This window comes from Luminiphilus sp. nBUS_16, assembly GCF_051201645.1.
Classification (GTDB): Bacteria; Pseudomonadota; Gammaproteobacteria; order Pseudomonadales; family Halieaceae; genus Luminiphilus.
This window is the reverse complement of record NZ_CP179205.1, coordinates 1,624,436-1,650,036: the sequence shown is the minus strand read 5'-3', so window position 1 is coordinate 1,650,036 and position 25,601 is coordinate 1,624,436. Positions and strand designations below refer to the sequence as shown.

The window sequence follows — 25,601 nt, the reverse complement described above, 5'->3', positions numbered from 1 at the left end:
ACTTCCCGGTCTCAATCGACTGCCTCTAGGTAACCATTTTCCATGACAAACTGCTGATTGCAGCGCTTAGCAAGACGCTCATCGTGAGTGACGAGCACCAGTGTCGTACCTTCCGAGCGGTTTAGGTCAAACAATAATTCAATCACGGTATCGCCGGTCGCCTTGTCTAAATTACCGGTGGGCTCATCCGCAAATAATATTTGTGGTCTGGCAGCAAACGCTCTCGCGATCGCCACCCGCTGCTGCTCCCCGCCAGACAGCATACTGGGATAATGATTCAAGCGATGGTCTAGGCCCACACGCTCCAAATAGCCAGCAGCACGAGCCAGCGCTGAAGTGTTGCCGGATAACTCCAGCGGCAACATTACGTTCTCTAACGCCGTCAACGCAGGGAGTAGCTGAAAGCTTTGGAAGACAAAACCCACTTTTTCAGCCCGCAGGGCAGCCCGCTGGTCCTCATCGAGCGCTGACAGGGATTGTTCGTCAATAATGACGTCACCTCCGGATGCGACATCTAACCCAGCAAGCAATCCGAGTAGTGTCGACTTTCCTGAGCCGGATACCCCTACAATAGCGGCCGTGTCGCCCTGCTTGATTTCGAAGCTAATGCCCCGCAGGATTTCCAACTCACCGTCCGCTATTGGCACCGACTTCTGGAGATTAATGGTTTTGATCATGCTTACGTACCTCTGGCACAACTTACGTCCCAGACTTGGGCGCGGATTCGCCGTCGTCATTATTGCCGCACAGCTCTGTTCGGCCCCGGCGGCTTTCGGTGCCCCCAAACAACTGTTGGTGCTGGGGGACAGCATCAGTGCCGCCTACGGAATGGACCTCGAACAGGGCTGGGTCGCACTACTGCAGCAGCACTTGAGGGTCAACCGAACAGACTGGACAGTGATCAACGCGAGCATCTCCGGGGATACCACAGGAGGTGGGCTTCAGCGTTTACCCGACCTACTAAAACGCCATACCCCCGACATCGTCGTCATCGAGTTGGGAGGCAATGACGGGCTGCGCGGATTCCCAATAAAAAAACTGAGGGATAATCTCACTGCGCTCACGCTCAATTCTCAAGCAAGCGGCGCTACCGTACTATTACTCAGTATGGAAATCCCACCCAATTTTGGTAACCGGTACACCACGCTATTCCGCGAGAGCTTTTCGATTGTCGCTGCACAAGCCAATGCCAGCGTTGCGCCGTTTATTTTGGCCAACATCGCTCTCAACTCAGAACTCATGCAGGCCGACGGGATTCATCCGACTGCGAACGCTCAGTCTTTGCTACTTGCCAATGTTCTTCCGTACCTGACCCCTCTTCTTCAAGTAACGGAGTCAAAACCTTGACCACTAGACAGCAAAGTGCGCGCCAGCAACAACTCGAAAGCATCATTTTCGGCACAACAACGCCTGCAGGCAAGGCATTTGACCTCAGCCTTTTAGGCATGATTATTGTGAGCGTGGTGGTAGTGATGATGGATTCCGTCGCATCACTACATGAGCAACACGGTCTTACTTTTATGCGTTTGGAGATCGCTTTCACCTTGTTGTTTACCGTGGAGTATTTCACGAGGGTTTGGACCACCGGCAACAGGCTAGCTTACGTCACAAGTTTCTGGGGCATTGTGGATCTGCTCGCGCTACTGCCAACCTACATCGCTTTTCTCATTCCCGAAGCCGCACCGCTGCTCATCATTCGACTCATCCGTGTCATGCGAATATTTCGCGTTTTGAGCCTCTTCGAATTGTTTGCAGAACTCACGGAAATCATCAAAGTTTTGCGCAATACGGCGCGAACCATTCTCGTCTTTTTTGTGCTCGTTATGATCGTGGTCGTTGTTTTTGCCTGCCTGATTTATGTCATTGAGGGCCCTGAACACGGCTTCACGAGCATTCCAGTGAGCGTTTACTGGGCAGTTGTCACCATCACTACGGTGGGTTACGGCGATCTCACGCCTCAAACGGGGCTTGGGAAAAGTCTCGCTGCCTTTGGGATGCTGGTGGGCTACTCCATCTTGGCCGTGCCGACGGCCATTATTACCGCCAAACTGTGGGAGCGCCTCAACAAACGCCGTATCCTGTACGTCAATTGGAACTGTCCGATTTGTTCTGCTGGTGAGCACACCCCTGACGCTGACTTTTGCAAACACTGCGGCGGAAAACTGGATATGCCTGAATCTGTACGAAGTGCCGCATCAGGTCTGGAGAATTCATGACATTGGATCAGACAAAAAAAGGAAGTGCTGTCAGCGGCAAGCAGGACACGAGTATTACTCCTATTTTTGAGTACCGAAAATTTTGGGCCGAGTGTTTAGGCCCGGCACCGTTTTTACCGACGTCTCGAGAAGAAATGGATGCACTGGGCTGGGACAGCTGCGATGTCATTGTGGTGACAGGAGACGCCTACGTTGATCATCCTAGCTTTGGTATGGCCGTCATAGGGCGTGTACTCGAGGGTCAGGGCTATCGCGTGGGCATCATTTCGCAACCCAATTGGCACAGCGCAGAGCCCTTCAAAGCGCTGGGCAAGCCAAATCTGTTCATGGGCGTTGCTGCGGGTAACATGGACTCAATGATCAATCATTACACCGCGGATCGAAAACGCCGTAATGACGACGCTTACACGCCGGGCGACCACGCAGGCATGCGTCCTGACAGAGCGGTTACCGTATACAGCCAAAGGGTGCGTGAGGCTTTTAACGACGTGCCAATCGTCATAGGCGGCATTGAAGCCAGCCTGCGCCGAATTGCCCACTACGACTACTGGAGTGAGAAGGTAAGACGATCGGTACTACTCGATTCCAAAGCCGACATTTTGTTGTTTGGAAATGCCGAACGAGCCATAGTGGAACTGACACACCGATTAGCTTCTGGAGAGTCTATTTCAGCGCTACGCAGCATTCGTGGCACCGCCTTTATTACCCGGGGCATCGAGCCGGGTTTTCAAGAGGTGCGCTCTACAGATGTCGATAACCCGGGGCCAATAGATACGCACCCCAACCCCTACGAAGGCATGGAACCTAGCCAGTGTGACACCGATGAGACGTCTGACGACTCGGTGCAACCATTGCGGATTATGCCGGCAAAAAATCCTGCTCACAGCGTGATTCGAATACCCTCTTATGAACAGGTTCGTGACGACCCGGTGCTCTATGCCCATGCTTCTAGAGTGCTGCATAAAGAGACAAACCCCTTCAATGCCCTCCCTCTGATACAAGCGCACGGTGATCGAGACGTATGGATTAACCCCCCACCCATCCCCTTGGAAACCGAAGAACTCGATTGGGTCTTCGAGCTTCCATACGCCCGTCATGCTCATCCCCAGTATGGGGAAGCCAAGGTGCCCGCTTTCGAAATGATCCAGCACTCCGTGAACATAATGCGAGGCTGCTTTGGCGGCTGTACATTTTGTTCAATCACGGAGCACGAGGGCCGCATCATTCAAAATCGCTCGGAAGATTCGATCATTCGTGAAGTCGAACGCATTCGAGATACTAGCCCTGCTTTTACCGGAGTCATCTCGGATCTTGGTGGACCAACCGCCAACATGTGGCGACTGGCCTGCAAGAGCAAGGAAATTGAGGCCAAGTGCCGCAAGCTCTCCTGCGTCTTTCCCGGCATCTGTAAAAACTTAAATACCGATCAAACGCCTTTAATTTCGTTATACCGGCGCGCCAGAGCGGTTCCGGGTATCAAGAAGGTTTTAATTGCCTCGGGGTTGCGCTACGACATTGCGGTAGAGACGCCAGAATACGTCAAAGAGCTCGTGACCCATCACGTTGGCGGCTACCTCAAAATTGCCCCAGAGCACACTGAAGACGGGCCTCTGAGCCATATGATGAAGCCGGGCATCGGCACCTATGAGCGCTTCAAGACCCTGTTTGATAAGTATTCGAAAGAGGCGGGGAAAAAACAGTATCTGATCCCCTACTTCATTGCGGCTCATCCCGGAACACGGGATGAAGACATGATGAATTTGGCCCTTTGGTTGAAGCACAATAAATTCAGAGCCGATCAGGTTCAGACGTTCTACCCATCACCAATGGCTACGGCCACCGCGATGTACCACACCCGTCATAACCCGCTAAAACGCATCCGTCGAACAAACAACACCTTGCCGGTAGTCGACAAGCTGAAACAGCGCAGGCTGCACAAAGCCTTTCTCCGCTATCACGACCCGGAAAACTGGCCACTGCTCAGAGACGAACTTAAGCGCATGGGCCGCAGGGATCTGATCGGTAATGGCAAGTTGCATTTGGTTCCCTCCAGAGACCCACCCAAGCGCCACCGTGTGGTCAAAGAAAAAGCACGCCCCTTTGCGACACAGCACACTGGCCTACCAGGGCGTTCAGGAAAACGAAAGAAGTGACGACGAGGGGAATGTTGACACGCGCGGTTAATGCCCTCCCCAAGTTTTTGTCGGCGCTACTACTCGCCGTTTCTTGGAACGACGTTTTTGCCAGCACTGTGGTTGAGGTAGGAAAAATACTTCCACCAATATCCATTATCCAAGGTGGTCAGGTCGTGATCGAACGCGATGGGTATCGTGTCGCGCCCTGGTCGGGACCGAGGGACTTAGGCCTGATTCAGGTTATTCAATACGTGCCGGGAACACGCCGAGGCGGCGGTCTTTATGACCCGCTCACAGAGCGGATGAGATTGGAGCTAGAGTTCGCGCGGTATCGAATTACGGCCATTGTCAATCTGGAGGCAGCCGCGACGTTTGCAAAACCCTTCGTTCGCGCCACCGTAGTCGACAAACAACGCGCCTTCAGTTTGGCGACTCTTGTGCTTGATGAAGCTGGCACAGGGCAGGCAGGCTGGGATCTCACCGAGCAGTCGGCGTTCATTGTCACCGACGCTTCGGGCCTAGTGATTGACGCAATCTTCGGTAAGCCTAGCGACAACGACGCGGCACGAATTTTTCAAACTCTGAAAGGCTTATTGAAATCTAATAGTCCTCATTAGGCAGCCACACCACGCTGATTAGCATGTTGGTTTGCACCAGCATGATCTTACTGTGTTGTCTTCGGTAGGCACCCGCACCCAAGGCTAGAAAGCAGACGGCGAAGCCTAACCGTGAGTTGGCGTGGTATTTTCAATCGTTAGCGCCGGCTGCCCCTTGAGCACAGGCCTTAATTCGATCTCCTAGCATGCGAAACTCAGCAGCTCTTGGTGTTTTACGCCGCCACATCAAACCGATCTCTCGAGCAATACCGGCGTTCTGAAATGGCGTCACCTCGATATCTGTGCCTGCGGTAATGCCGCTGGCAACCGACATCGCCGGCAATAACGTCACGCCAATACCGTTAGCCACCATCTGAACAATGGTGGCGAGGCTAGTAGCCTGATATGGCACAGAGATCTGCGAGTCCCTGAGTTTACAAGCCTCCAAGGCGTGATCCCGTAAACAATGACCATCCTCAAGTAACAGCAAATCCTCACCCTCAAGGTCGGCTGTTGCCAGTGTTGTGCTTTTAGCCAGGGGATGATGACAGGGACTTGCCAGCAAGAAATCATCTGCCATCAGGGACATCACCTCTACCGAGTCGGCAGGAAATGGGAGCGCCAATAGCAACACGTCTAGCTCGCCCGCGTGCAGGGCCCCCACTAACTGATGACTTAAGTCTTCACGAATATAGAGTTTAAAATCGGGGTACTCCGTGCGCAGGCTACCTAACAGCTGCGGCAGGATAAACGGCGCAATCGTGGGAATCACACCTAAACGCATTCTCCCTGAAAAAGGTTCGCCAGCAGCGGCGCACAGGGAAATCAGCTCTTCAACATCGACCAGCATACTTTGGGCACGAAGCACCACATCATGCCCAAGGCTCGTCAAAAGCACTTTGCGATTATTGCGCTCAATGAGCGATGCCGACAGCGTCTCTTCCAGTTCCTGAATGCCAGCGCTTAGCGTACTTTGGCTGACATAGGATGCCTCTGCCGCGCGGCCAAAATGCTGGTGTTCTGCGACCGCGCACAGGTACTTCAGCTGTTTGAGTGTGGGTTGCCTCGCCATTGAGTTCGCCTATTATCCAAACTGATGCCAATGATCGTAATTTTCGATCATATTTTTTAAAAAATCCATGTAAGCCAAAATCGCTCAGCTTCGGTATATTGAACATCCCCTGTTAGTGACGCAGGGACTCAGACGTCACTGCATTTTGATTTCAGGAGAGTAAGCATGGAACTCAAAGGTACCAAAACCGAGAAGAATCTGAAGGATGCCTTCGCAGGCGAATCTCAAGCCAACCGACGTTACCTTTACTTCGCCGCCAAGGCTGATGTCGAGGGTTACAACGATGTTGCCGCTGTTTTTCGATCAACCGCGGAAGGCGAAACAGGCCATGCCCACGGTCATTTGGAGTACTTAGAAGCCGTCGGCGACCCAGCAACGGGATTGCCTATGGGTGACACCCGCAAGAACCTTGAAGCGTCAATCGCCGGAGAAACTCACGAGTACACTGACATGTACCCGGGTATGGCGAGCTCAGCTCGAGAAGAAGGGTTCGACGAAATCGCTGATTGGTTTGAAACTCTTGCCAAGGCCGAGCGCAGTCACGCTAACAAGTTCCAGAAGACTTTGGATACGATGGACGACTAACATCGGGGTAACCCTCGACGATGGGGAGCGCCCAGCGCTCCCTGGTTTATCGCAGCTCAATTACCGCCAAAAATACGGATATTCGCCATGCGAGAAGGAAGCCTAGAAGCGCCGACACGGCACCCTATTGACTGGAAAAATGACGATTTTTGGGTAAAAGACACCCTCAACGATGAGCTTGAGCGAGTCTTCGATATTTGCCACGGATGTCGCCGTTGCGTCAGCTTGTGCGACTCTTTTCCAACGCTATTCGATCTCATTGACGAGTCAGAGACGTTTGAGGTTGACGGCGTGGACCGCGACGATTACACCAAAGTTGTTGACCAATGCTACCTCTGCGACCTCTGTTTTCTTACCAAATGCCCCTACGTACCACCTCACGAATTCAACCTCGACTTCCCTCACCTTATGCTCCGAGCCAAAGCAATTAAGTTCCGGGAGGAAGGCGGCAAGTTCCGCGATAAGGCGTTAACCAGCACCGACACCGTGTTGGGCATGATGTCTATACCGTTGGTTGACGTTACCGTTAACGCACTCAACCGAAATTCAGGCTTCCGAAAAATCGTTGAGAAAACTCTCGATATCCACCACGAGGCTCCTCTTCCCCATATGCACGCAAAAACCCTGCGCAAGCGAGTGGCCCCCCTCATTAAAAACGTGGCGCCAACGCCCGTTGGGGAGACCACAGGGAAGGTTGCGCTCTACGCCACTTGCTACGGAAACTACAACAGCCCTGAGGTGGGCGAGGATTTTGTAAGAGTCTTTCAGCACAACGCTATGCATATTGACGTCGTACCCAAAGAGAAGTGTTGCGGAATGCCCAAGCTAGAGCTTGGCGACCTAGAGTCAGTCGATGCTTTGAAACAGGCCAATATTCCTGTCCTTGCCGATTTAGTGGATCGAGGTTATGACCTGATCGCGCCCATTCCCTCCTGTGTCCTGATGTATAAGCAAGAACTCCCGCTAATGTATCCCGACGACCCACAGGTGCAGAAAGTGAAACAGGCATTCTATGACCCCTTCGAATACCTGTGGCTACGACACAAGGGCGGCGCCTTCAATACCGATTTCCCCGAGGCCATTGGCAGCGTCGCTTATCAGGTTGCATGCCACCAACGAGTGCAAAATATCGGCCTCAAGACCCGTGATGTATTGGCTCTGGTAGCCGATAGTGAGGTCGTTGCTTATGAGCGGTGTTCAGGACACGATGGTACTTATGCCGTTAAGAGTGAGACCCGGGCCAAGTCCGTTAAAATCGCACGTCCAACGGTGAAGAAAGTTGACGCTCAAGCGCCTGACCACTTTATCAGCGACTGTCCCATGGCAGGCGCACAAATTGCCGACCTCGCTGAATCAGTAGATTCTGCACTTCACCCCATGACGCTTCTGCGCATGGCGTACGGCCTCTAGCAGAGAACGAAAGGAACCTAACAATGACCCAACTCAGACGTGAGGACCTCTGGTCACTCGAAGAGTACGCGCTGCGTCGCAATGAATTTAGAACTCAAGTCATGGCGCACAAAAAGACCCGGCAGCTGGCTCTGGGACGGCATGCTCGCTTGTATTTTGAAGATGACGTCACTATTCGTTACCAGATCCAAGAAATGTTGAGGATTGAAAAAACCTTCGAGTCTGCTGGCATCGAAGAGGAGCTCAGCGCTTACAACCCCTTGATACCTGATGGCCACAACTGGAAAGCCACCTTCATGATCGAGTTTGGAGACCCAGTAGAGCGGGCAGCACAGCTGGGCAAGATGAAAGGCATTGAAGATCTCGTCTGGTTGCAAGTGGGTGATTTAGACCGCATTACACCCATTGCGGATGAGGACCTCGAACGTGAAAACGCCGAAAAGACTTCCGCGGTGCATTTTCTTCGGTTCGAACTTACCGCTGAACAAATAGCGGCATTGAAGGACGGTTCCCCCCTCTATGCCGGGGTGGATCATGACGCTTATCCCATTGAGAAATTTGCCGTAGAACCTGAAATAAAAGCGTCACTCACTAATGACCTTGTGATCGCAACACACTAATCGTTGCGATCTTCTAACCGCCCACCTAAGGAAAATCCGGCCATGGCGCTAACGCAAGAAGCTCAAGCGTGACTCTCGTTGTCTTCGACATGGACGGCACCTTGCTAAACGCTGGTTCAGAGGTCACGCCTTTCACCGCCGAGACCCTTAGCCTGCTAAGGCAGTCGGGAATTGCCTACACTGTGGCCACCGGACGTACGTTACAGGCGGCCATGGGGCCCCTCAAGGGATTCCAGTTCGAGCTTCCGCATATTCTGAAAAACGGCGCAGTGATTTGGTGCCCGGAGCAACGGGACTACAGCCACCGCCACCTCTTGGCGCAACACGAAGTCACCCACGTCTTGCAGGCTATGGACCTACAGGGCATCACACCTTTTCTCTTCACTCTAGACTCCAGCGGCTACCATGCGGTGTATCACGGCGCGCTCAAAAGTGAGGCAGAAAATAGACTGGCCCAACTTTTTGAGGATGAACGGCACCTACCTCTTGAACCTATAGCGGCGATGCCCGGAGACGTGCAGGTTATTAACCTGAGCGGCATGGGGCCCGCAGCGGACATTAGGTCGGTAGTCGATTCTGTGGCTGATGAGGAAGGCCTCGTGGCGTACACTGGGACCGCCATTCAATCTCAGGGCCTATCGTGGATGGACATACACCATAGCCAAGGCAGCAAGGGTAATGGCATCAACACGCTACGCGAGGAGCTGGGGTTTAGCGATATCATTGTATTTGGCGATGGCGACAACGACCTCAGTATGTTTGCTGTAGCCGACGAGTGCTACGCGACCGCAAATGCCGACGACGAAGTGAAAGCCCTCGCAACGCAGGTCATCGGACATCATGACGAGGACGGTGTGGCGCACTTCCTCCGGAGTCGTTTTAACCTTTGACTGCGGCTATCGTGGCTGCATGCACCTTTGGCGGCCGCGGTTGTATAAGCCAGACTCCGCTCAAAACGAGCAGCAGCGCTGTGTACTGCGGCCACCCCGCTGTCTCACCCAATACGGTGATTCCTACCAAGAAGGCGACGCCGGGTATGAGGTAGTTAATCGTCGACAAAAACCCCGGGCCCACCTCGCCGACAACGATGAAGTAGACCCAAGTGGCGACGCCCGTTGCCATTGTTCCAAGCACGAAGAGTGCGAGCCAGGCGCTAGGAATCTCCAAAGATTGGCTCCAATCCTGAAACCAGAGCGCTGGGCCCAAAAGCAGTATCGAGCCCACCGCTAAGGAGCCTGCAGCTAAAACAACAGGATCTATGGGTGGCAAACGCTTGGCATAAATGCCGTTGGCAGCGTAGCAAAAGGTTGCAAATAATGTGACCAGCTGGCCCGTCAAGCGGAGCTCGCCTCCGTAGACCCACCAGTCATCGCCTAACAGCAGCGCGACGCCTGCGAGCCCCAGAAACACACCCATCATTCTTTGCTGAGTAAACCTTTCATGGGTCAAAAAGTAATGTCCCATCACCAGTGTAGTGATGGGCATTAATGCCATCAACAAGCCCACTTCCCCACTGGCGACGTGCTGCTCAGCCCAAGCGACAAGGACAAAAGGCAGCACGTTGCCCGTGACTGACAGTATGAGTAGTCTCAGCAACCACACCGGATCCTTGGGCAACGACAGTCGCTTATAAATCAGCACGCCTGCCATAATAATGGCGCCTAGGGTAAGTCGCCCCCACACCAGCGCCACCGGATGAAACACTTCGAGCGCCATTGCAATCAATCCGAAGGCGAACCCCCAAAAGAGAACCAGATAAAATAACAGAGCCCAATGTTTCGGCTTGGGTGGCATCATTGCGTCGATCACTAGAATGCTAGAACGTTAGGTGTACGAAGTTCGCATTATTCTGGACTGCAATCTGCTAACCTTCCCACCCTTCTTAGTCACAGAGCGCAAGAACTTTGGCCGACGAAACTCCGCCGCACCTTGAATTAGCCACACATATTGAGCGGGTATTGCAGGTGACAATGCCCTCGGGCCCTGGCATTAGTTTTTCCGCCGCGTTGCTACGGCGATGGTTCAAGCCTTCGTTTTATGGACTCGAGCGACTCCCAGGCAAGCCGGCTTTGTTTGTGGGAAATCACTCGTTATTAGCAGTCGATGCTTTTGTATTTCACATTTTGATGCACAACGACTACCGACGGTTTCTACGCCCGCTAGGGGACAAAACACTGTTTGCCAACCGTCAGTATGCCGATACGGTTATAGAACTAGGAGCTGCGCTGGGCCACGCTGACGTTGTCACCGCGCTAATGGCCGCCGGGCGCGACTTGCTGCTGTATCCCGGAGGTACCTATGAGGCGGTAAAACTGCCCGAGCAGCGCTATGAACTGATGTGGAAAAACCGCTACGGTTTCATCCGACTCGCCGCCAAAATGGGCTACACCATCGTGCCCTTCGCCGCCGTGGGGCCTGACGAATACTTCGATCAGCACCTATCAGGACCAGAAGTTCAAGGGGCCCAGTTGACGCAACTATTGATCCAGCTCGGTATGTTACCCCGCGATTTGCGGCCAGATCTCGTGCCACCTATACCCTCCGGTGTTATGGGTACACCGATCCCCAAACCCAAAACCACCTTTTACAGTTTTTGTGCTCCGATTGACCTCAGTGGCTTTGCGGGCCGAAACATAACCCAAAAACAGCAAGAGCGGATTCGTGGCGACGTGGAACATGCCATCGACGTCGAAATTAAAAACCTGCTGCTCAAACGGGAGCAAAGCCGCCACAAAGACGGATTGCTACGACGTATCCTGAGCATTTAACCGAGTTTGAATCAATGCGAGCTTCACTAAAAATTCTTTCCTGGGGCGCGGGCCTCGCCGTTGTGTTGTGGTTGCTGTTCTCCTTTATCTGGGGACCCAAACTGGCTGTACAGATGACCGCCAACCCCGTAACCAGCAACCCCGCCGATGTCGGTATGGCCTACGAAGACGTGCGTGTCAGTAGCGATGGTCTGGAACTTGAGGGCTGGTGGATGCCCGCTGAAAATCCCAAGGGCGTGGTTTTATTTGCCCATGGAGCCGGATCGAATCGAACCTCATGGTTTCTTCCTTCATTGGAGTTTTATCAAATGCTGGTAGGGCTCGATCTATCAGTAATTTCGATCGATCTGCGCAATCACGGCAACTCCCCTATCACTGATGGCGAGCTCGGTATGGGGGCGAAAGAATGGCCAGACCTTATCGCGGTGTCTCACTGGGTGGACGCCAAAGGGTATTCGCAACTCCCTAAAATTGGTGTCTCGCTGTCTATGGGCGGCGCTACAACGATTTATGCCGTGCAACAGGGCTTGGCGCTGGACGCCATGGTACTCATTGATCCTTTGCTGAATACCACGGACGCGCTCATGCAAGGGGGCTGGATTGCCTTTGGCCTGCCACCGGGATTGTTTGCCCCCATGGCGTGGGCCGCCACGAGAATGGGCGATCTTCCCTATGGTGCTGTAGATGCTGGCACACTGGCTGAATCAGTGACCATACCAACGTTGCTGATCCAAGACCCTGAGGACCCTATTACTCGTCTACCCTTCGCGCAGAAACTCGCATCTGCCAATTCCAACATTGCTTTAGCAATAGCACCTGCGGTCGTGGCTGACCATGCCTGCATTAGCAACAAGGGACGCTGGGGCACCCATGTCGCTGCCTTTAAATGCCATAAATCATGGACCGTAGAGCAACTCAGCGCGTTTCTGATGCAACAACTTTAGTTACAGCAAAACATTTAGCGCCAAGCCCTGAGAGGGTCCACAGCAGGATGCATCGATGCGCACACTCGAGGCATTGGTTGCAGCAAAGCGCCAAGCAAAGGCTTTGTCTATAACTGTCTAAGTTGTTTCCATGCATCCTTACCTTCCACCACATCCAGCCTCGTCGATCCGACGTAATACTTCATCGATACCTATGAATTCACCCAGCTTATGCCGGAGATCTGTTATGAATACATTCAGTCGCCTAACCGTCCTTTTTGCCGCCGCGTTCAGTCTGGCTGCCAACGCCTGCCCGGACTACCTCAATAATGAGATGCGCAAACTTAGCTCCAAAGAAACCGTGAACTTTTGTGACGCCTATGCTGGCAAGGCGATGCTCATCGTCAACACTGCGAGCAACTGTGGCTACACACCCCAATTTGACGGTCTTGAGGCCCTCCATCGCGAGTACGGGGATAAAGGGCTCGTGGTTATTGGCTTTTCCAGCGACGATTTCTTTCAAGAAGAGAACGATGAAGGTGACGTAGCGGCTGTGTGCTACGAAAAATACGACGTCAGCTTTCCTATGATGGCGACCAGCGAGGTCCGCGGCAAAGGGGCTAATCCGGTATTCAGAGGGCTTGGAGAAGCGAAAGGGTATCCCACATGGAACTTCAATAAGTATGTCGTGGATACCCAGGGTAATGTCGTAGAACATTTCGGAAGCAACGTAGGGCCAGACAGCCAAAAATTGCGCGGCAGCCTTGACGCAGCCCTCGCATCGGCAGAGTGATAGCGGGCCACGGCAGCGTGGCTCAGTTGCACCCTGCGCTTGCTGTCAGCGCAGGGTGAGACTCACTTTCCATCACCTAATTCCTAAGAAGGTGCACCGTCGGACGCACTTTCGCCGCCACTTCAAAAAGAGCGATCTCAGCACCGGCATCATGGTCTGTGTGCAATGCCACAGGGGCATTCATCGGCGTTTTGACGAACTAACCCTAGCTAGGACCTACAACACCTTGGCAAAACTGCAAGAAGATCCAGAACTAACACGACACTTCCAATGGGTCAGCAAACAAAAAGAGCGCCTTTAAAACGGCAGTGCGCCCCAAACTTCCGCCGTGGCAACGGCCGTAGAGACCTCTCCACTGACCACCTGATCCGCCCTTTGCTTCGCGCCCTCACCCCAACGCTGAAACTCGGGGAGCACCCGCGTGTTCCAAAACTCATGCACCGAAGCCTCGCTGCGCCCCCGCTCACCACAATCTCTTTGCAATCGTCGCTGGAAACAAACCGACGTCGGTGTATCGACGAAAACCGTGTGATCGACGTTGGAAGACAGATCGGCCCACGCCCCCAGAAGCAAACCATCTACGACAACTAACTGCGCTGGACCAAGCACATCAGTGTGGTCTGCGATTCGCGTGTGTTTAGAAAAGTCGTAACGGGGAACCTCGATTTGCCCGCCTGATCTTAGCTGCAACAAATGTTCGCAAAAAAAAGACAGCTCAATGGCATCTATTCGGTCAAAGTTAACGGCTTCGCGTTCTTGGAGGGATAAGTGACTGAGATCACGATAGTAGGCGTCAAGACTTAAAAGGCAAGCTGTAGGACCACCGGGCAAGCCGCGACTAAATGCAACAAGCGACTGCGCCAAGGTCGATTTACCCGAGCCCGATGCTCCCGTGATAGCCACAATCATCAGGCACTTTCCCCTTATTTTTCGGTGCTTGCGCCAATTGCGCTCAGGGTTCAACGCGAATCCTATGCACCCTACGCCACAATACCTCAGGTCAGAACTCCCTCCCCGTGAGCTGGCAATCGAGCTCTAGAGGGGAAATTGACTGAACAAACTATGGCAGTGACGTTGACCCATATTGTTCTAAAAGCGCAGCCTTGATCGCGGCCTTGGCATTGCGCACATTAAAGTCACCACACTCTCCGTTATTCCATCGAGCGTATTCGTCGTAGATAGGCTGGCCAATGTTCGTCACCATTTCCCACATTAACAAACAACGCTCGGTGGCATCGAGGCTTGAGGGCGCCTCAATCTCACGGAGTAATTCACCCAAAGTCGGACTCTCCATCACGACCTGACTACTTGAAACGCCGTCAAGAACCATCGTGTGGGGCGCATCAGCTAAAAACGGCGGCCACGGATTACCGACCACAGCCCCGGGCTGGCCTTTACGCGCAAAGTTACCCCAGGCACTCATCATGATGTTTGTCATTTCCCGCGCAGAACTCGTATCGGGATACATATAATCCCCTATTGGCCCAAACATGGGGGCTCCCATGACAAAAGCAATTTCCGCCCCATGAGAGGCACCTAAAAGGCTAGGGAAGGAGATAAACCAACTCTCAGCTTGCTCGTCCCAATCAAAGCGATAGGTGTAAAGGCTCTCATACCCTGCCGCGCCCAAGTTGAGCATCGCTTGGTCAACCCCCCTCGCTTTCCAGGCACGAGATCTTAAATCCACCCAGTAGCGATACGTCTCCTCGTTCTTGACTGACATGCGCGGCGGCAGCAGCCCAAAAAGCACCGGGTCACCGTTGACAAAATAACGATTCAACCCCATCCATAATGTGACCTCATCGCGATTTGAGCCTGACAACACCGGAACCGATTTCGCGTACTGAGGATCGGCAAGCGCCTGCGCCATACCCACAGCCGGTATTACGATCCCGTCTGCCGTAGACAGCGGGCTCAAGTGGTCTTTATCGAGGGAATAGTAAGCGCCCATGAGGTCGTAAACCTCAATTGATCGCAGGGCATCACCGGAGGTTGCATCGGGATCAAGTCCTAGTGCCTGCACTACCTCCCAGCTGCCCCGATCCAACTCAGGAAACTCGCGATCTCGATTAAAGGCCTGCCGCGGTGTTACGGTCGTCGTGTAGGGAGACTGAGCAATGGCGCGATGGAATAAGCCATTGGCTAAGGGTGACGCCAGCAACGCATACACGTTGTGCCCCCCTGCACTCTCCCCGAAAATGGTGACGTTATTCTGATCGCCGCCAAAACCTTCAATATTCCGCTGCGTCCACTCGAGGGCCGCAATGATGTCCAGCTGGCCAAAGTTGGAGCTTTTGTCCAGGCCCTCCGCTTCACCCTGAATGCTGGGGTGTGTCATCCAGCCCAGAGGGCCTAAGCGGTAGTTGATGGTTACCACGACAACCTGCTGATCGTGTGCAAGCGCAGAAAAATCATAGGTATCTTTAGTGCCCGAGGTATTTCCTCCGCCGTGAATCCAGACCATGACCGGTAGCGCCTGATCCCGAACAGACCCGGGTGCGACGATATCGAGATACAAGCAATCTTCGGATCCCACGAAAGAGGCGCCCTCGGTACCAGAAATGGCGCCGGATTCTTGCACGCAAATCGTACTTTCCCGAGCTTGAATTTCACCGTTGGCATTGCTGTAGCGTTGTGGCGCCCGCCACCGCAAACTCCCTACGGGGGGCTGCGCAAAGGGGATGTCCTGCCAATGAATGACCTGCTCGTTCCCTGCAACACCGATTACGCGACCTGACTCGGTCGCCACCTCCGTTCCCGATACGGGCTTCATGGGCGGCTGAGAACAACCTGTCAGCACCAAAAAGGGTACCGTTAGCAACACAGAGATCTTTGACATTAGGTTCATGACTTACTCGTTTGCGCAGAAGTTAGCGAGAGTACGGCTACCTGAGCCACTTAGTTCAAATCGATTTAACGCTATTCGCGGTTTTTGCCAGCCTCTACATGAGTTTCGGACTCTGCGTTTGGCCTAGACCACGAGCGCTGAAAGGCATCATGGACAACCGCTGTTATAGACGCCGTGGACACACCAATCATCAGCACACCATTGATGGCTTGTAAGGGCCCCAGTATTCGCCAGCGTTCCGACATGACAATATCGCCGTAGCCCAAGGTCGCAAAATTAACCAAAGAAAAGTAATAAGCCGTTGCCCAGTCGCCAAACTCGCCTAAAAACACAAACAGCAACGCCCAAATGCCACCTTGAACCAGATTCCCAACCACTAACATCAACATAACCTGGGATATCAACAGCATGGTCATCGCACGTGATGCGCTCTTGACCCATGTTAGGTGTCTTACGTAGTAACGTGTCGCGAGGAACAATAGGACTCCCTGCACGAATAAGCAGACTACCATCGCGGCAACACCCACTGTGAGTGCGATTATCATATTGCGATTTCCTGTTTTCTTTGACTCAGCCAGCCCAGGCGATTCAGCACTACCATGCTGCCCCAAGCGTAGATAGCCACCAAAAAGAACATACCAAAACGAAAGAGAAAAGCCTGATAAGGATCTTTGCCTGCAGCGCTATCCGCCACCGCAGGACCCAAAAGAATAAGCATCGTCACCGAGGCGTCAATCCAAAACTGCTGCGTAAAACGTGTGGCATTAGGTACGTACAGTTTTCGGGCTAGCCCGATCATGACCAACAGAATGAGCAGCGCAAAAATATCGAGGCGAGGTGACAGCTTCAAGCCAAACCAGAGCAAAGCCGCTAAAACACCACCGAGCACGGTCGCACCCAGTAATTCAACCGCAGCCTGCTTGGCTTCAATGACGGAGGGAGACTGAGCCAGCACAATCGATTTCATCATCACCGGCGTGTGTCCCATTGGATTTATTAACAGGAATAGATAGGCAGGCAAAATAACAACAACTGCGCGCAATGCTGAGGTGTTTTCAGAGGCACTGTCATCGTTATCCTGTGCCAAGGATGATGCCTCAAGATTGAGGTCTGTCTCGGGAAAAAAAGGATAAACAATCCACTGACTAATCACCGCAATGACGACGGCTGCGACCAGCATTGTCACCAAAGTTTGCGCCAAAGCCAGGCTAAACACACCCAGTGCGGAAATAAGCGTCAGACTCATGGCCAGCAAAGTACCCACGGCGGTCTTGTCTCCCCCCAAACTCATTCGATTGCTCACAAAAAGACCCAGAGCAACGAGGGACAGTCCGATCGGGGCGTACTGCTCTACCAGCGGCGCGATCAACAAACCCACTCCAAGAATCAGAGCGAGGGCGACCGCAAGGCCCAGCAATTTTCCCGCAGCCATTGGCGGCGCTGGTTTTAAGGTAAGAATGAGGGCCAATAGCGGCGCTAAATAGGGAACAGAAATTCCGCTACCGTACGCCAAGACCAAGGCGATGGTTACAGTGAGCGCGAGCCGGAAGGTACGTCGTGCTTCAATAGGCATAGGACAGGTAACTTCGAACTCGGATGCTCAGCCAAGCCAGCGACTTCAGAATCCACGGTGCGTCACCATATGCCACTACCGATGCTTGGCCACCCATTCGAAGGGCCGATCTCAAGTGCGGATCGGACAGATCGGCTATGGCTATTTGAACGGGAAATCGTTGGGCTTGACGCAGCCAATCACGATTATTTTGAATGGATGGTAGTGTACCTGGCTGGGTATTTGTCGAAGCACTCACACCTAAACCGACAGATAGAACATGTCCCTCGTAGACTCGCCCCGGCAACGTATCGAAGAGCAACTCGACCTCAGCGCCCTCAATAAGCGCGCTTAAGTTATTTTCTGTAAAAGCCGCATTGATCCAGAGTTCATCGGTCGCCACCAAGGTCATTACCGGCTTGCCGACACCAGCAAACTGGCCCACCTCGGCACGAAGATCCGTAATCACGCCCGATTTCCCCGCCCGAACATGGGTATTGTCGAGATCAAGTTGCGCTTTGGTCAATGCACTTTGTGCCGATTTCAAATAAGCATTGCTGCTATCGTCATCGCCACCTTTAGCGTCGATTGCCTGTTGTATATTTGCCCGAGCGGCGACGACCTGCGCCGTTGCAGCGACCAAGGAGGCTTCCGACATTTCTAACCTTCGTTCCGATATTGTGCCCGAGTCCTGCTCGAAGAGGCGACTTAAGCGCTCAAAGTCCTTCGCACTCTTCATTTCATTCGCCAAAGCCGCTTCCAGCCCGGCCCGTGCTGCCGCAACTCCGGCATCACCCGCAGCCAACTGCTGACGAGCTTTCTCCAGATCTGACTCAGCGCGCTGCAGTGCAATGAGGTAATCCGACTGATCGAGAGTAAATAACAGATCAGAGGCCTGAACCCGTTGATTATTTGCGACGTGAACCTGCGTGATCAGACCCGCCACTTTTGGCGCCACCCCGACGACGAAGCCCTCAACTCGGGCTTGAGACGTGTAGGGTGTCTGTCGATCCGCCGAAACATACCAGGCCAGCAACACGACCAGGCAAACCACCACCAAGCCTGCACCTTTGTTGATCGTCTTACTGCCAGCTTCCTCTGACGTGTCACTCATTATTTAGACTCCACTTCGGAAGGCACCGATTGAATAGGTGAAGCCTGTTCATCACCCACCTGTAACAACTGTAATTCACCCCAATCGGAGCGCTCCTGCATCTGTCGTAAAACTGATGTCGGCAACATGTCGGCCATTGTGTCGGGACTCCAGCCCCCTCCTAACGCCTTGTACGTGGCAACAATGGCCCGAAGGTGCTGGCCATCATTCTGTAGCTTTCTATCGGCTTGGGTGAACACCACGCGCTGCGCATCAAGAACTCGCTGAAAGTCAGCATAACCCTCTCGATAACGCGTACTGGCAATTTCTAATGCCCGCTCTGAGGCCTCGACAGTCTCCGCCAGTAAAACGCGCTGCTGTTCGGTCTTATCTAGGGCTATGGAGGCGTCGTTGATTTCCCGAGCGGCATTAAGCACTGTATTGCGGTAAACCTCTATGGCCTGTTGCAACCGAGCATCCTGAATGCGAACGTTGTTGGCGATTCGTCCCCAATCAAATACTGTCCAGCGTACCGCAGGACCCACACCAAGCAGTCCTGAGCTGTCCTGGGATGTGAGGGAGTTACCAGACCAACCAATGCTGCCTCCTATTGCTATCGAGGGGTAGTAATCCGCTTCCGCCAAACCAATTTGGGCAGATTGTGCAGCCACAGCCCATAAACTTGCCCGGACATCTGGCCGCCGCTGAATGAGTGTCGCAGGGAGTTCGGTCAACTCAACGCGATGACTGCTGGGTAGGTTGGCAGGTCCGGTCGGGCGATCTGACAAGCGTGCTTGCATCTCAGCTGGAGCGCGTCCTAGAAGGGCTGAGAGGGCATTAGCAAGCTGCCCTGCTCCTTGCTCCAAAGACGGCAGCACTGCCAGGGTCGCTAAATATTGAGTGCGAGCTTGCTGGAGGTCTAATTCGGACTGTTGTCCAGCATCAAACATCTGTCGCGTAATGTCATAGCTGCGAGACTGCAGCTCGGCGTTTTTATTCAAAATTATAATGCGCCCCTCGGTGACCCGGTATTGCCAATAAATGTCGGCAACCGTTGCAGCGAGGAGAACTTGAGCGTCTCGTTGGTTTGCCAGTGACGCAAAATAAGCCGCGTCAGCCGACTCAATACCGCGCTGAAATCGACCCCAAAAGTCGAGCTCCCAACCCAGGGTAAAGCCGGCATCCCAACTACTAAAACCACTCTCCCCCGGACCATTGCTGCGCTTGGCATAGGCTGCGTTTACATCAACTGTCTGTGCCTGAGGATAAAGCGCTGAGCCAGCCGCAGCTGCCAGAGCTCGAGCCTCCAGCACCCGAAGTCCAGCAATTCTTAGGCCTGGGTTTTCGGACCTCGCCTCTTCGACAAGAGCGTTGAGCACCGGATCGTCAAATTGACGCCACCAAAGCGTAGCCTCAGATTCAGACTCAGAGACCACCGTGATCGACTCACCGTAAACAGAAACCTCAAGCGCCTCGAGCCAGCTATCATCCGGCGGCACGTAATCAGGGCCAACCGTCGTGCAACTCATTAGGACCAGCACCCAGATGGCAGTAGCGCTGAGGCGTTTAGAAAAGGTCATCTCAAGTCAAACTCAAAGCAATTCGGCTTAAACGAGGCGCTAAGACGGTTCGCTGGTTTCGTTGATGGTTACCTGGGTCGTTTCACGATCTACCCAAGCCCAAAGCAACTGGTAACCAATAGCTAGAACAACCGACCCCATGAATAGGCCAATCAACCCCATGCCGACCATTCCCCCCAAGGCACCGATTAAGACAACCGGCATAGGCACATCGACCCCGCGCCCTAACAAAATGGGCTTAAGCACATTGTCAGCAAGTCCAGCAATAATAAGATAGACCGTAATCACAACGTCCATAACTACCGAGCCATCACCCGCCCCGCCGGAGGTCCAGAGCCAAATGAGCACCGGCAGCGTTATCAGCAGCGCCGGTAACTGAATGATGCCAGTTATAAGCGCAAGTACTGCCAAAACCCCTGCAGCGGGCACCTCGGCCCAAAGAAAGCCGACACCCAACAATAGCGACTGAATGACCGCAACCCCAATGACGCCAGTGGCCACCGAACGCGTAGTTGCGACTGATAAAGCCTGCAGTTCCTCGCCCCGACCATTTCCCACGAGGGTTACCGCAATGCGCCCCATCGCTGCACTCCCCGATTGCCCGAAGGTCATCATGATTCCGGCAACGACTATAGCCCCCAAAAACAGACCGACAGTCGTTAGCATATTGGCGGTACCACCAACAAAACGCTTGAGCAAACCGCGGACTTCTTCGCCATGGGCCGCCAATAACTCTGCGAGGTTGTCGGAAGCTTCCAACCAAATTACGTACACGCGCTCCCCAACCATTGGCCAGTCTTTGACAGACTCATCCGGGGGCGCGATATCAAGGCTGCCTTGCTGCCACTGGCTAATGATCGAGGTAACGTGGTCGACAAGAGACATACCCAACAATACGGTCGGGACGCCCAGCAACAGCAAACCCGTGCCGGCAATTACCGTCGCTGTTCGTGCATCGCTCCAGCCCAAAGAACCTTTGATACGCAAATGAAGGGGATAGAGCGTGATGGCAACAATCAACGCCCAGGACATAAGAGCCGCAAATGGCGCAAATATCTTGGCGCAAACCCACAACAATAAGAGCGCAAAGACCAACCGCAGCGCCACTTGCATCAGGTCATGTGAAATACGGGTCTTGACCGCCTGATATTGCTCTTCCAATGGGAACTCCTGTGGGAAACCGGGTTAGCTCATAGTATGCATGGAAAGCGCCACAATCACGACTCCCCCCAGCGACCTCTACTGCAACTCCTGCAGCGACAAGGGTCAGTGTACGCGGCGGCATTAATGTACTACCCTGCGCCCCGCTTAAGTGCCGTGGCTGGGTCATTGATCCGTGACTGATCCAGACATGACGCTCAATACGAATAGTCCTCGCCCTCTTCAGTCAACCCGGTTATCACCATGCTCACAACGCTCAAGGAAGAATGGTTCGGCAATATCCGCGCCGACTTACTCGCGGGGCTCGTCGTCGCCCTTGCTTTGATCCCGGAGGCCATTGCTTTTTCCATTATCGCGGGAGTTGACCCTCGGGTGGGCCTCTATGCCTCCTTTTGCATAGCGGTCGTTATCGCTTTCGTCGGCGGTCGCCCTGGCATGATCTCGGCTGCCACCGGCGCAATGGCCCTGGTTATGGTGACACTGGTCAAAGAACATGGGCTTGAGTATTTGCTGGCGGCGACCATGCTCACCGGCGTATTGCAGGTCATTGCAGGTTTTCTAAAGCTCGGCGAGCTTATGCGCTTCGTCTCACGATCCGTTGTCACCGGGTTTGTGAATGCACTGGCAATACTAATTTTCATGGCGCAGTTGCCTGAACTGACTCAGGTCACCTGGCACGTCTATGCCATGACGGCGAGTGGCTTGGGCATCATTTATCTGTTTCCCCGACTACCGGTGATTGGCAAAGCCATCCCCTCACCCTTGGTCTGCATCATATGCCTGACAGCGATTAGTATTTTCTTGGGTCTCGACATCAGAACGGTGGGCGATATGGGGGACTTACCCGACACCCTGCCTATATTCTTGCTGCCCAATATTCCTTTGAATCTAGACACACTGATGATTATCTTGCCCTACTCAGTAGGGCTGGCGGTTGTCGGTCTCCTAGAATCGCTTATGACGGCGACCATCGTCGATGACCTAACGGACACTCCCAGTGATCGCAATAAAGAGTGCAAGGGACAAGGCATCGCTAATGTAGTGTCGGGCTGTTTTGGCGGTATGGCAGGTTGTGCCATGATCGGCCAGTCTATTATTAATGTGAAGTCAGGTGGCCGAGGACGGCTCTCTACTCTGACCGCTGGCAGTGTTCTCATTATTATGGTGGTCTTCCTCGACAGTTGGCTGCAGCAAATCCCCATGGCCGCTTTGGTGGCCGTGATGATCATGGTGTCGATTGGTACGTTTTCCTGGGTATCAATCCGTGATTTGCGGCGCAACCCGATGTCCAGCAACATTGTCATGATCAGTACGGTCATTGTTGTTGTTGCGACCCACAACCTCGCAATCGGCGTTTTTGTCGGAGTCTTGCTGGCGTCGCTCTTTTTTGCCCACAAGATTGGGCGCTTCATGGTGGTTAAGGCTGACCCAGACCCTGAGCTTGGTGCTCAAACCTATCAAGTCATTGGACAGGTGTTTTTCGCCTCGAGTGAACAGTTCATAGCTGCTTTTGACTTTAAAGAGGCCGTGGAGCAGGTAGTAATCGATTTATCCCTCGCGCATTTTTGGGATGTCACGTCCGTAGCAGCCCTCGACAAGGTCGTAATTAAATTTCGCCGCGAGGGCGCAGAAGTGACGATCCATGGTATGAATGAAGCCACGGAAACTGTGGTCGATAAGTTCGGAATTCATAACGACCCAGCAGAAGTCGAAAAACTAATGGGGGGACACTAGACCTTGGAAAAGCAAGAAGATCAAGTTATCGGGAGTGTTGACGGCTCGGTGGGATCCCTAGCGGTCTGTGAAGCCGCCGCTTGGGTAGCGTCTCGGCTTAATCGAGACTTATTGCTGCTACACACGCTAGAACGACGGCAACAGCACGGCGCCGATGATTGGAGCGGTGCTATCGGTCTGGGGGCGCAATCTGAACTACTCGAACGCATGGCGCAGCTCGATCAGGAACGGGGGCGTTTGGCGATGCAGTACGGCAAGACCTTACTGCAGGAAGCTGAGAGTCGCGCGCTGGCCCATGGTGCCGGCCAAGTCGAAACCTTACTCCGACACGGCGACTTCGTGGAAGCCCTTGTGGAACTCGAAGCCCAGGCCCGATTAATGGTTGTCGGCAAGGTGGGCACCGACCATGCGGGAGAATTTACCGCCTTGGGCTCTCATATTGAATCACTGATTCGCCAGGTGCACACCTCAATTCTCATAACAGGTGCGCAGTTCACCGCGCCCCAGAGTTTCATGTTGGCTTACGACGGCAGAGACACCGCAGAACGCTCCCTTGATCGAATTATAAAAGGCGGATTGTTGACTGGCCTGCCCTGCCATTTGGTGATGGTTGGTCATCATGACGATGCTCATACCGATAAGTTTGAGGCGGCAGCGTCACGGCTTAGCAACGAGGGTTATCACGTGACATCCAGCCTCGTTGACGGGGGCGTCACAGATTCACTGCTCAACTACCAACGGGAGCATGACATTGGTTTGCTGATTATGGGAGCCTTTGCACACTCAAAAGTCCGGCATTTATTTTTAGGCAGCAATACCATACGAATGATTCAAAGCAGCTTGTCTCCGCTTATCGTTCTGCGTTAGTGCCGTTTACTGAGCGCCCCTACAAAGATTTAAAAACTCGGTCACCTCAGGCCTATGATGCCGCTGTCGCCGCTGACAGAAGTAAAACTTACGTCTAAGGCGCAGTTTTTTTGGCAGCGCCAAAGCCACAAGAGCGCCTTGCTCTAGGTGGGGCGCCAGAACCTTCTCCGAGAGACAACCTACCCCCAACTCTTGCTCTACCGCTCTCAGAATGGGCTCGTTATGACGCAGCTCAAGGCGCACTCGCAGTTGAGGTACCAACGAGGCAAACACCTGATCAAATAGGGAGCGGGCACCAGAATTGGGCTCGCGCAAAATCCAGTCCACACGGAGAATATCCGTTTCTGTTAAACGCCCTCTCTGCGCTAGTGGATGGCTGGGCGCACAAAAAGCAAACAACTCATCCTCCACCCAAGGGATTAAATCGACGCCCTTGGCGTTAGTTTCATTTTCGATCAGCCCTAGCTCACTCTCTCTATTAAGTATTTTAGTCACTACATCGGGAGTGTTCCCCGGAGTGATATCCACTTTGGCCATTGGATAACGGCTCAACCACGCTGCGAGGTAATCAACCATAAGGTGGTTGGCAATAGTAAAGCTTGCGCTGATGTTGAGATCACCCGATGGCGACGTTGATAGCAACTCAGCTTGCAGCTGACGGGCCTCCTCGAGCAACACGCGCGCCCGCACCTCCAACTGACGCCCCGTCGGATTGAGCACCAGACGGTTGGCAATGCGGTCAAACAGCTCGGCGTTGTGGTTAGTCTCTAAGGCCTTTAGGGCAGCGCTTACCGCTGACTGTGACATCGCAAGCACCGGCCCTGCCTCAGCGGTTGTTCCCGTGCTCGCAACGGCGATGAAAATTTCCAACTGTCGCAGGGAAAACCTGAGAGACTCGTTTCGTACGGCGCTCATCGACGACACCCTAGTATTTGCTAAATAGGTAGTTTGTACCTAATAAAACTATTTAACAAATACCCAATATAAATCTACACTCCGCGTCCATCAAACAGGAGACCTCCAATGACCGAGCAAAAAGCCACTAACGTACACTGGCATGATGGTGAAATTACACGCGCTGATCGCGATCGTATGATGAAACAACAAGGCGCCACCCTTTGGTTCACCGGATTGTCCGGCAGTGGCAAAAGTACAATTGCTGTCGCATTGGAAGCCAAGCTGTTTGAGCGTGGGCACCTCAGCTACCGCCTCGATGGCGACAACATCCGTTTCGGGATTAACAAAAACCTCGGTTTTTCAGCGGAAGACCGCACTGAAAATATCCGTCGTATTGGTGAAATTGCAAAATTATTTGTGGACTCCAGCGTCATCGCACTCAGCAGCTTTATCAGCCCCTATCGCGCGGATCGCGACCAGGTACGAGCACTCCACGCTGAATCTGGTATGACGTTCATTGAAGTTTTTGTAGATTGCGCCCTTGAGGAAGCCGAAAAACGTGACCCGAAAGGCCTTTATAAGAAAGCCCGTGCCGGAGAAATCAAAAACTTTACCGGCATTGACGATCCATACGAAGCACCCGAATCCCCTGAGATCCATCTGCACACAGATCAGATGACCCTTGAGGCTGAGGTTGAGCTACTGATTGAATACTTGGAACAGCGCGGCATTTTGGCCGCTTAAAGAGAGA

Annotated in this window: 25 protein-coding genes; 14 read left to right on the top strand and 11 right to left on the bottom strand. The window is 53.3% G+C overall.

The features are described from left to right. Positions 1-11: 11 nt before the first annotated feature. Positions 12-677 (bottom strand): ABC transporter ATP-binding protein, encoded by a 666-nt coding sequence (locus ACMAY6_RS07290; protein ID WP_435215746.1) that lies wholly within the window; start codon positions 675-677, stop codon positions 12-14. Between ACMAY6_RS07290 and ACMAY6_RS07285 the strand changes: the two genes are divergently transcribed. From ACMAY6_RS07285 to ACMAY6_RS07270, 4 genes are read left to right on the top strand one after another with little or no spacing between them, the layout of a single operon-like run. Then, on the top strand, positions 676-1,347 hold the full coding sequence (locus ACMAY6_RS07285) for an arylesterase (protein ID WP_435215745.1): 672 nt from the start codon (positions 676-678) through the stop codon (positions 1,345-1,347). The genes ACMAY6_RS07290 and ACMAY6_RS07285 overlap by 2 nt on opposite strands. Further along, positions 1,344-2,216: an ion transporter gene (locus ACMAY6_RS07280; protein ID WP_435215744.1), complete on the top strand. Its 873-nt coding sequence runs from the start codon at positions 1,344-1,346 to the stop codon at positions 2,214-2,216. Before ACMAY6_RS07285 ends, ACMAY6_RS07280 begins: the two co-directional genes overlap by 4 nt. Further along, positions 2,213-4,369: a YgiQ family radical SAM protein gene (locus tag ACMAY6_RS07275; RefSeq protein WP_435215742.1), complete on the top strand. Its 2,157-nt coding sequence runs from the start codon at positions 2,213-2,215 to the stop codon at positions 4,367-4,369. Before ACMAY6_RS07280 ends, ACMAY6_RS07275 begins: the two co-directional genes overlap by 4 nt. An 11-nt stretch (positions 4,370-4,380) precedes the next feature. Next, positions 4,381-4,968 carry a YtfJ family protein gene (locus ACMAY6_RS07270; protein ID WP_435215740.1) on the top strand — a complete coding sequence of 196 codons (588 nt, stop codon included), beginning with the start codon at positions 4,381-4,383 and terminating at the stop codon, positions 4,966-4,968. A gap of 130 nt (positions 4,969-5,098) precedes the next feature. Here the strand turns inward: ACMAY6_RS07270 and ACMAY6_RS07265 are convergent, their stop codons facing one another. Then, the gene (locus tag ACMAY6_RS07265) at positions 5,099-6,019 is read right to left on the bottom strand and encodes a LysR substrate-binding domain-containing protein (RefSeq protein WP_435215738.1); all 921 of its coding nucleotides are present in this window, start codon (positions 6,017-6,019) and stop codon (positions 5,099-5,101) included. Between the two features lie 165 nt (positions 6,020-6,184). Between ACMAY6_RS07265 and ACMAY6_RS07260 the strand changes: the two genes are divergently transcribed. The 4 genes from ACMAY6_RS07260 to ACMAY6_RS07245 all read left to right on the top strand — a co-directional run bounded on the left by ACMAY6_RS07260 (position 6,185) and on the right by ACMAY6_RS07245 (position 9,524). Then, positions 6,185-6,604 carry a rubrerythrin family protein gene (locus tag ACMAY6_RS07260; protein WP_007233752.1) on the top strand — a complete coding sequence of 140 codons (420 nt, stop codon included), beginning with the start codon at positions 6,185-6,187 and terminating at the stop codon, positions 6,602-6,604. Positions 6,605-6,691: 87 nt separating this feature from the next. Beyond that, positions 6,692-8,014: a heterodisulfide reductase-related iron-sulfur binding cluster gene (locus tag ACMAY6_RS07255; RefSeq protein ID WP_435215736.1), complete on the top strand. Its 1,323-nt coding sequence runs from the start codon at positions 6,692-6,694 to the stop codon at positions 8,012-8,014. Between the two features lie 23 nt (positions 8,015-8,037). Further along, positions 8,038-8,634: a DUF3501 family protein gene (locus ACMAY6_RS07250; protein WP_435215734.1), complete on the top strand. Its 597-nt coding sequence runs from the start codon at positions 8,038-8,040 to the stop codon at positions 8,632-8,634. A 68-nt stretch (positions 8,635-8,702) separates the two neighbouring features. Further along, on the top strand, positions 8,703-9,524 hold the full coding sequence (locus tag ACMAY6_RS07245; RefSeq protein WP_435215732.1) for an HAD family hydrolase: 822 nt from the start codon (positions 8,703-8,705) through the stop codon (positions 9,522-9,524). Here the strand turns inward: ACMAY6_RS07245 and ACMAY6_RS07240 are convergent. Next, on the bottom strand, positions 9,514-10,428 hold the full coding sequence (locus ACMAY6_RS07240; protein WP_435215969.1) for a DMT family transporter: 915 nt from the start codon (positions 10,426-10,428) through the stop codon (positions 9,514-9,516). The genes ACMAY6_RS07245 and ACMAY6_RS07240 overlap by 11 nt on opposite strands. A gap of 110 nt (positions 10,429-10,538) precedes the next feature. On the opposite strand from ACMAY6_RS07240, the gene ACMAY6_RS07235 reads away from it, so the two are divergent. From ACMAY6_RS07235 to ACMAY6_RS07225, 3 genes are all read left to right on the top strand, one after another. Further along, positions 10,539-11,402 (top strand): 1-acyl-sn-glycerol-3-phosphate acyltransferase, encoded by an 864-nt coding sequence (locus tag ACMAY6_RS07235; RefSeq protein ID WP_435215730.1) that lies wholly within the window; start codon positions 10,539-10,541, stop codon positions 11,400-11,402. 14 nt (positions 11,403-11,416) lie between these two features. Further along, on the top strand, positions 11,417-12,346 hold the full coding sequence (locus ACMAY6_RS07230; RefSeq protein ID WP_435215728.1) for an alpha/beta hydrolase: 930 nt from the start codon (positions 11,417-11,419) through the stop codon (positions 12,344-12,346). 226 nt (positions 12,347-12,572) lie between these two features. After that, positions 12,573-13,118 carry a glutathione peroxidase gene (locus ACMAY6_RS07225; protein WP_435215726.1) on the top strand — a complete coding sequence of 182 codons (546 nt, stop codon included), beginning with the start codon at positions 12,573-12,575 and terminating at the stop codon, positions 13,116-13,118. Positions 13,119-13,415: 297 nt separating this feature from the next. Here the strand turns inward: ACMAY6_RS07225 and ACMAY6_RS07220 are convergent, their stop codons facing one another. From ACMAY6_RS07220 to ACMAY6_RS07190, 7 genes are all read right to left on the bottom strand, one after another. Next, complete coding sequence (locus ACMAY6_RS07220) at positions 13,416-14,027, bottom strand: uridine kinase family protein (protein ID WP_435215725.1); 612 nt, start codon at positions 14,025-14,027, stop codon at positions 13,416-13,418. 151 nt (positions 14,028-14,178) lie between these two features. Further along, complete coding sequence (locus tag ACMAY6_RS07215) at positions 14,179-15,966, bottom strand: carboxylesterase/lipase family protein (protein WP_435215723.1); 1,788 nt, start codon at positions 15,964-15,966, stop codon at positions 14,179-14,181. A 71-nt stretch (positions 15,967-16,037) separates the two neighbouring features. Continuing rightward, positions 16,038-16,511 (bottom strand): ion channel, encoded by a 474-nt coding sequence (locus tag ACMAY6_RS07210; protein ID WP_435215721.1) that lies wholly within the window; start codon positions 16,509-16,511, stop codon positions 16,038-16,040. Further along, the gene (locus ACMAY6_RS07205; RefSeq protein ID WP_435215719.1) at positions 16,508-17,539 is read right to left on the bottom strand and encodes a DUF2955 domain-containing protein; all 1,032 of its coding nucleotides are present in this window, start codon (positions 17,537-17,539) and stop codon (positions 16,508-16,510) included. The genes ACMAY6_RS07210 and ACMAY6_RS07205 overlap by 4 nt, the downstream gene beginning before the upstream one ends. After that, positions 17,529-18,632 (bottom strand): HlyD family secretion protein, encoded by a 1,104-nt coding sequence (locus tag ACMAY6_RS07200; protein ID WP_435215717.1) that lies wholly within the window; start codon positions 18,630-18,632, stop codon positions 17,529-17,531. The genes ACMAY6_RS07205 and ACMAY6_RS07200 overlap by 11 nt, the downstream gene beginning before the upstream one ends. After that, positions 18,632-20,191, bottom strand: a complete 1,560-nt coding sequence (locus tag ACMAY6_RS07195; RefSeq protein ID WP_435215716.1) for an efflux transporter outer membrane subunit — start codon at positions 20,189-20,191, stop codon at positions 18,632-18,634. The genes ACMAY6_RS07200 and ACMAY6_RS07195 overlap by 1 nt, the downstream gene beginning before the upstream one ends. Positions 20,192-20,230: 39 nt before the next feature. Beyond that, positions 20,231-21,352: an AI-2E family transporter gene (locus tag ACMAY6_RS07190; protein WP_435215715.1), complete on the bottom strand. Its 1,122-nt coding sequence runs from the start codon at positions 21,350-21,352 to the stop codon at positions 20,231-20,233. Between the two features lie 243 nt (positions 21,353-21,595). Between ACMAY6_RS07190 and ACMAY6_RS07185 the strand changes: the two genes are divergently transcribed. Beyond that, complete coding sequence (locus ACMAY6_RS07185; RefSeq protein WP_435215713.1) at positions 21,596-23,086, top strand: SulP family inorganic anion transporter; 1,491 nt, start codon at positions 21,596-21,598, stop codon at positions 23,084-23,086. Between the two features lie 3 nt (positions 23,087-23,089). Then, positions 23,090-23,953 (top strand): universal stress protein, encoded by an 864-nt coding sequence (locus ACMAY6_RS07180; RefSeq protein WP_435215711.1) that lies wholly within the window; start codon positions 23,090-23,092, stop codon positions 23,951-23,953. A 6-nt stretch (positions 23,954-23,959) separates the two neighbouring features. On the opposite strand, the gene ACMAY6_RS07175 is transcribed toward ACMAY6_RS07180, so the two are convergent. Further along, on the bottom strand, positions 23,960-24,868 hold the full coding sequence (locus tag ACMAY6_RS07175; protein ID WP_435215709.1) for a LysR substrate-binding domain-containing protein: 909 nt from the start codon (positions 24,866-24,868) through the stop codon (positions 23,960-23,962). Positions 24,869-24,976: 108 nt separating this feature from the next. On the opposite strand from ACMAY6_RS07175, the gene cysC reads away from it, so the two are divergent. Next, positions 24,977-25,594: an adenylyl-sulfate kinase gene (gene cysC / locus ACMAY6_RS07170; protein ID WP_435215707.1), complete on the top strand. Its 618-nt coding sequence runs from the start codon at positions 24,977-24,979 to the stop codon at positions 25,592-25,594. The last annotated feature ends 7 nt before the right edge of the window (positions 25,595-25,601 follow it).

Bases quoted from the DNA above. Each gene is read 5' to 3' on its own strand.
- ACMAY6_RS07230 (WP_435215728.1), top strand. From the start codon at position 11,417: ATGCGAGCTTCACTAAAAATTCTTTCCTGGGGCGCGGGCCTCGCCGTT.
- ACMAY6_RS07250 (WP_435215734.1), top strand. From the start codon at position 8,038: ATGACCCAACTCAGACGTGAGGACCTCTGGTCACTCGAAGAGTACGCG.
- ACMAY6_RS07175 (WP_435215709.1), bottom strand. From the start codon at position 24,868: ATGAGCGCCGTACGAAACGAGTCTCTCAGGTTTTCCCTGCGACAGTTG.
- ACMAY6_RS07220 (WP_435215725.1), bottom strand. From the start codon at position 14,027: ATGATTGTGGCTATCACGGGAGCATCGGGCTCGGGTAAATCGACCTTG.
- ACMAY6_RS07225 (WP_435215726.1), top strand. From the start codon at position 12,573: ATGAATACATTCAGTCGCCTAACCGTCCTTTTTGCCGCCGCGTTCAGT.
- ACMAY6_RS07265 (WP_435215738.1), bottom strand. From the start codon at position 6,019: ATGGCGAGGCAACCCACACTCAAACAGCTGAAGTACCTGTGCGCGGTC.
- ACMAY6_RS07205 (WP_435215719.1), bottom strand. From the start codon at position 17,539: ATGCCTATTGAAGCACGACGTACCTTCCGGCTCGCGCTCACTGTAACC.
- ACMAY6_RS07290 (WP_435215746.1), bottom strand. From the start codon at position 677: ATGATCAAAACCATTAATCTCCAGAAGTCGGTGCCAATAGCGGACGGT.
- ACMAY6_RS07200 (WP_435215717.1), bottom strand. From the start codon at position 18,632: ATGAGTGACACGTCAGAGGAAGCTGGCAGTAAGACGATCAACAAAGGT.
- ACMAY6_RS07210 (WP_435215721.1), bottom strand. From the start codon at position 16,511: ATGATAATCGCACTCACAGTGGGTGTTGCCGCGATGGTAGTCTGCTTA.
- ACMAY6_RS07270 (WP_435215740.1), top strand. From the start codon at position 4,381: ATGTTGACACGCGCGGTTAATGCCCTCCCCAAGTTTTTGTCGGCGCTA.
- ACMAY6_RS07255 (WP_435215736.1), top strand. From the start codon at position 6,692: ATGCGAGAAGGAAGCCTAGAAGCGCCGACACGGCACCCTATTGACTGG.
- ACMAY6_RS07215 (WP_435215723.1), bottom strand. From the start codon at position 15,966: ATGAACCTAATGTCAAAGATCTCTGTGTTGCTAACGGTACCCTTTTTG.
- ACMAY6_RS07240 (WP_435215969.1), bottom strand. From the start codon at position 10,428: ATGCCACCCAAGCCGAAACATTGGGCTCTGTTATTTTATCTGGTTCTC.
- ACMAY6_RS07185 (WP_435215713.1), top strand. From the start codon at position 21,596: ATGCTCACAACGCTCAAGGAAGAATGGTTCGGCAATATCCGCGCCGAC.
- ACMAY6_RS07260 (WP_007233752.1), top strand. From the start codon at position 6,185: ATGGAACTCAAAGGTACCAAAACCGAGAAGAATCTGAAGGATGCCTTC.
- ACMAY6_RS07195 (WP_435215716.1), bottom strand. From the start codon at position 20,191: ATGACCTTTTCTAAACGCCTCAGCGCTACTGCCATCTGGGTGCTGGTC.
- ACMAY6_RS07275 (WP_435215742.1), top strand. From the start codon at position 2,213: ATGACATTGGATCAGACAAAAAAAGGAAGTGCTGTCAGCGGCAAGCAG.
- ACMAY6_RS07285 (WP_435215745.1), top strand. From the start codon at position 676: ATGCTTACGTACCTCTGGCACAACTTACGTCCCAGACTTGGGCGCGGA.
- cysC (WP_435215707.1), top strand. From the start codon at position 24,977: ATGACCGAGCAAAAAGCCACTAACGTACACTGGCATGATGGTGAAATT.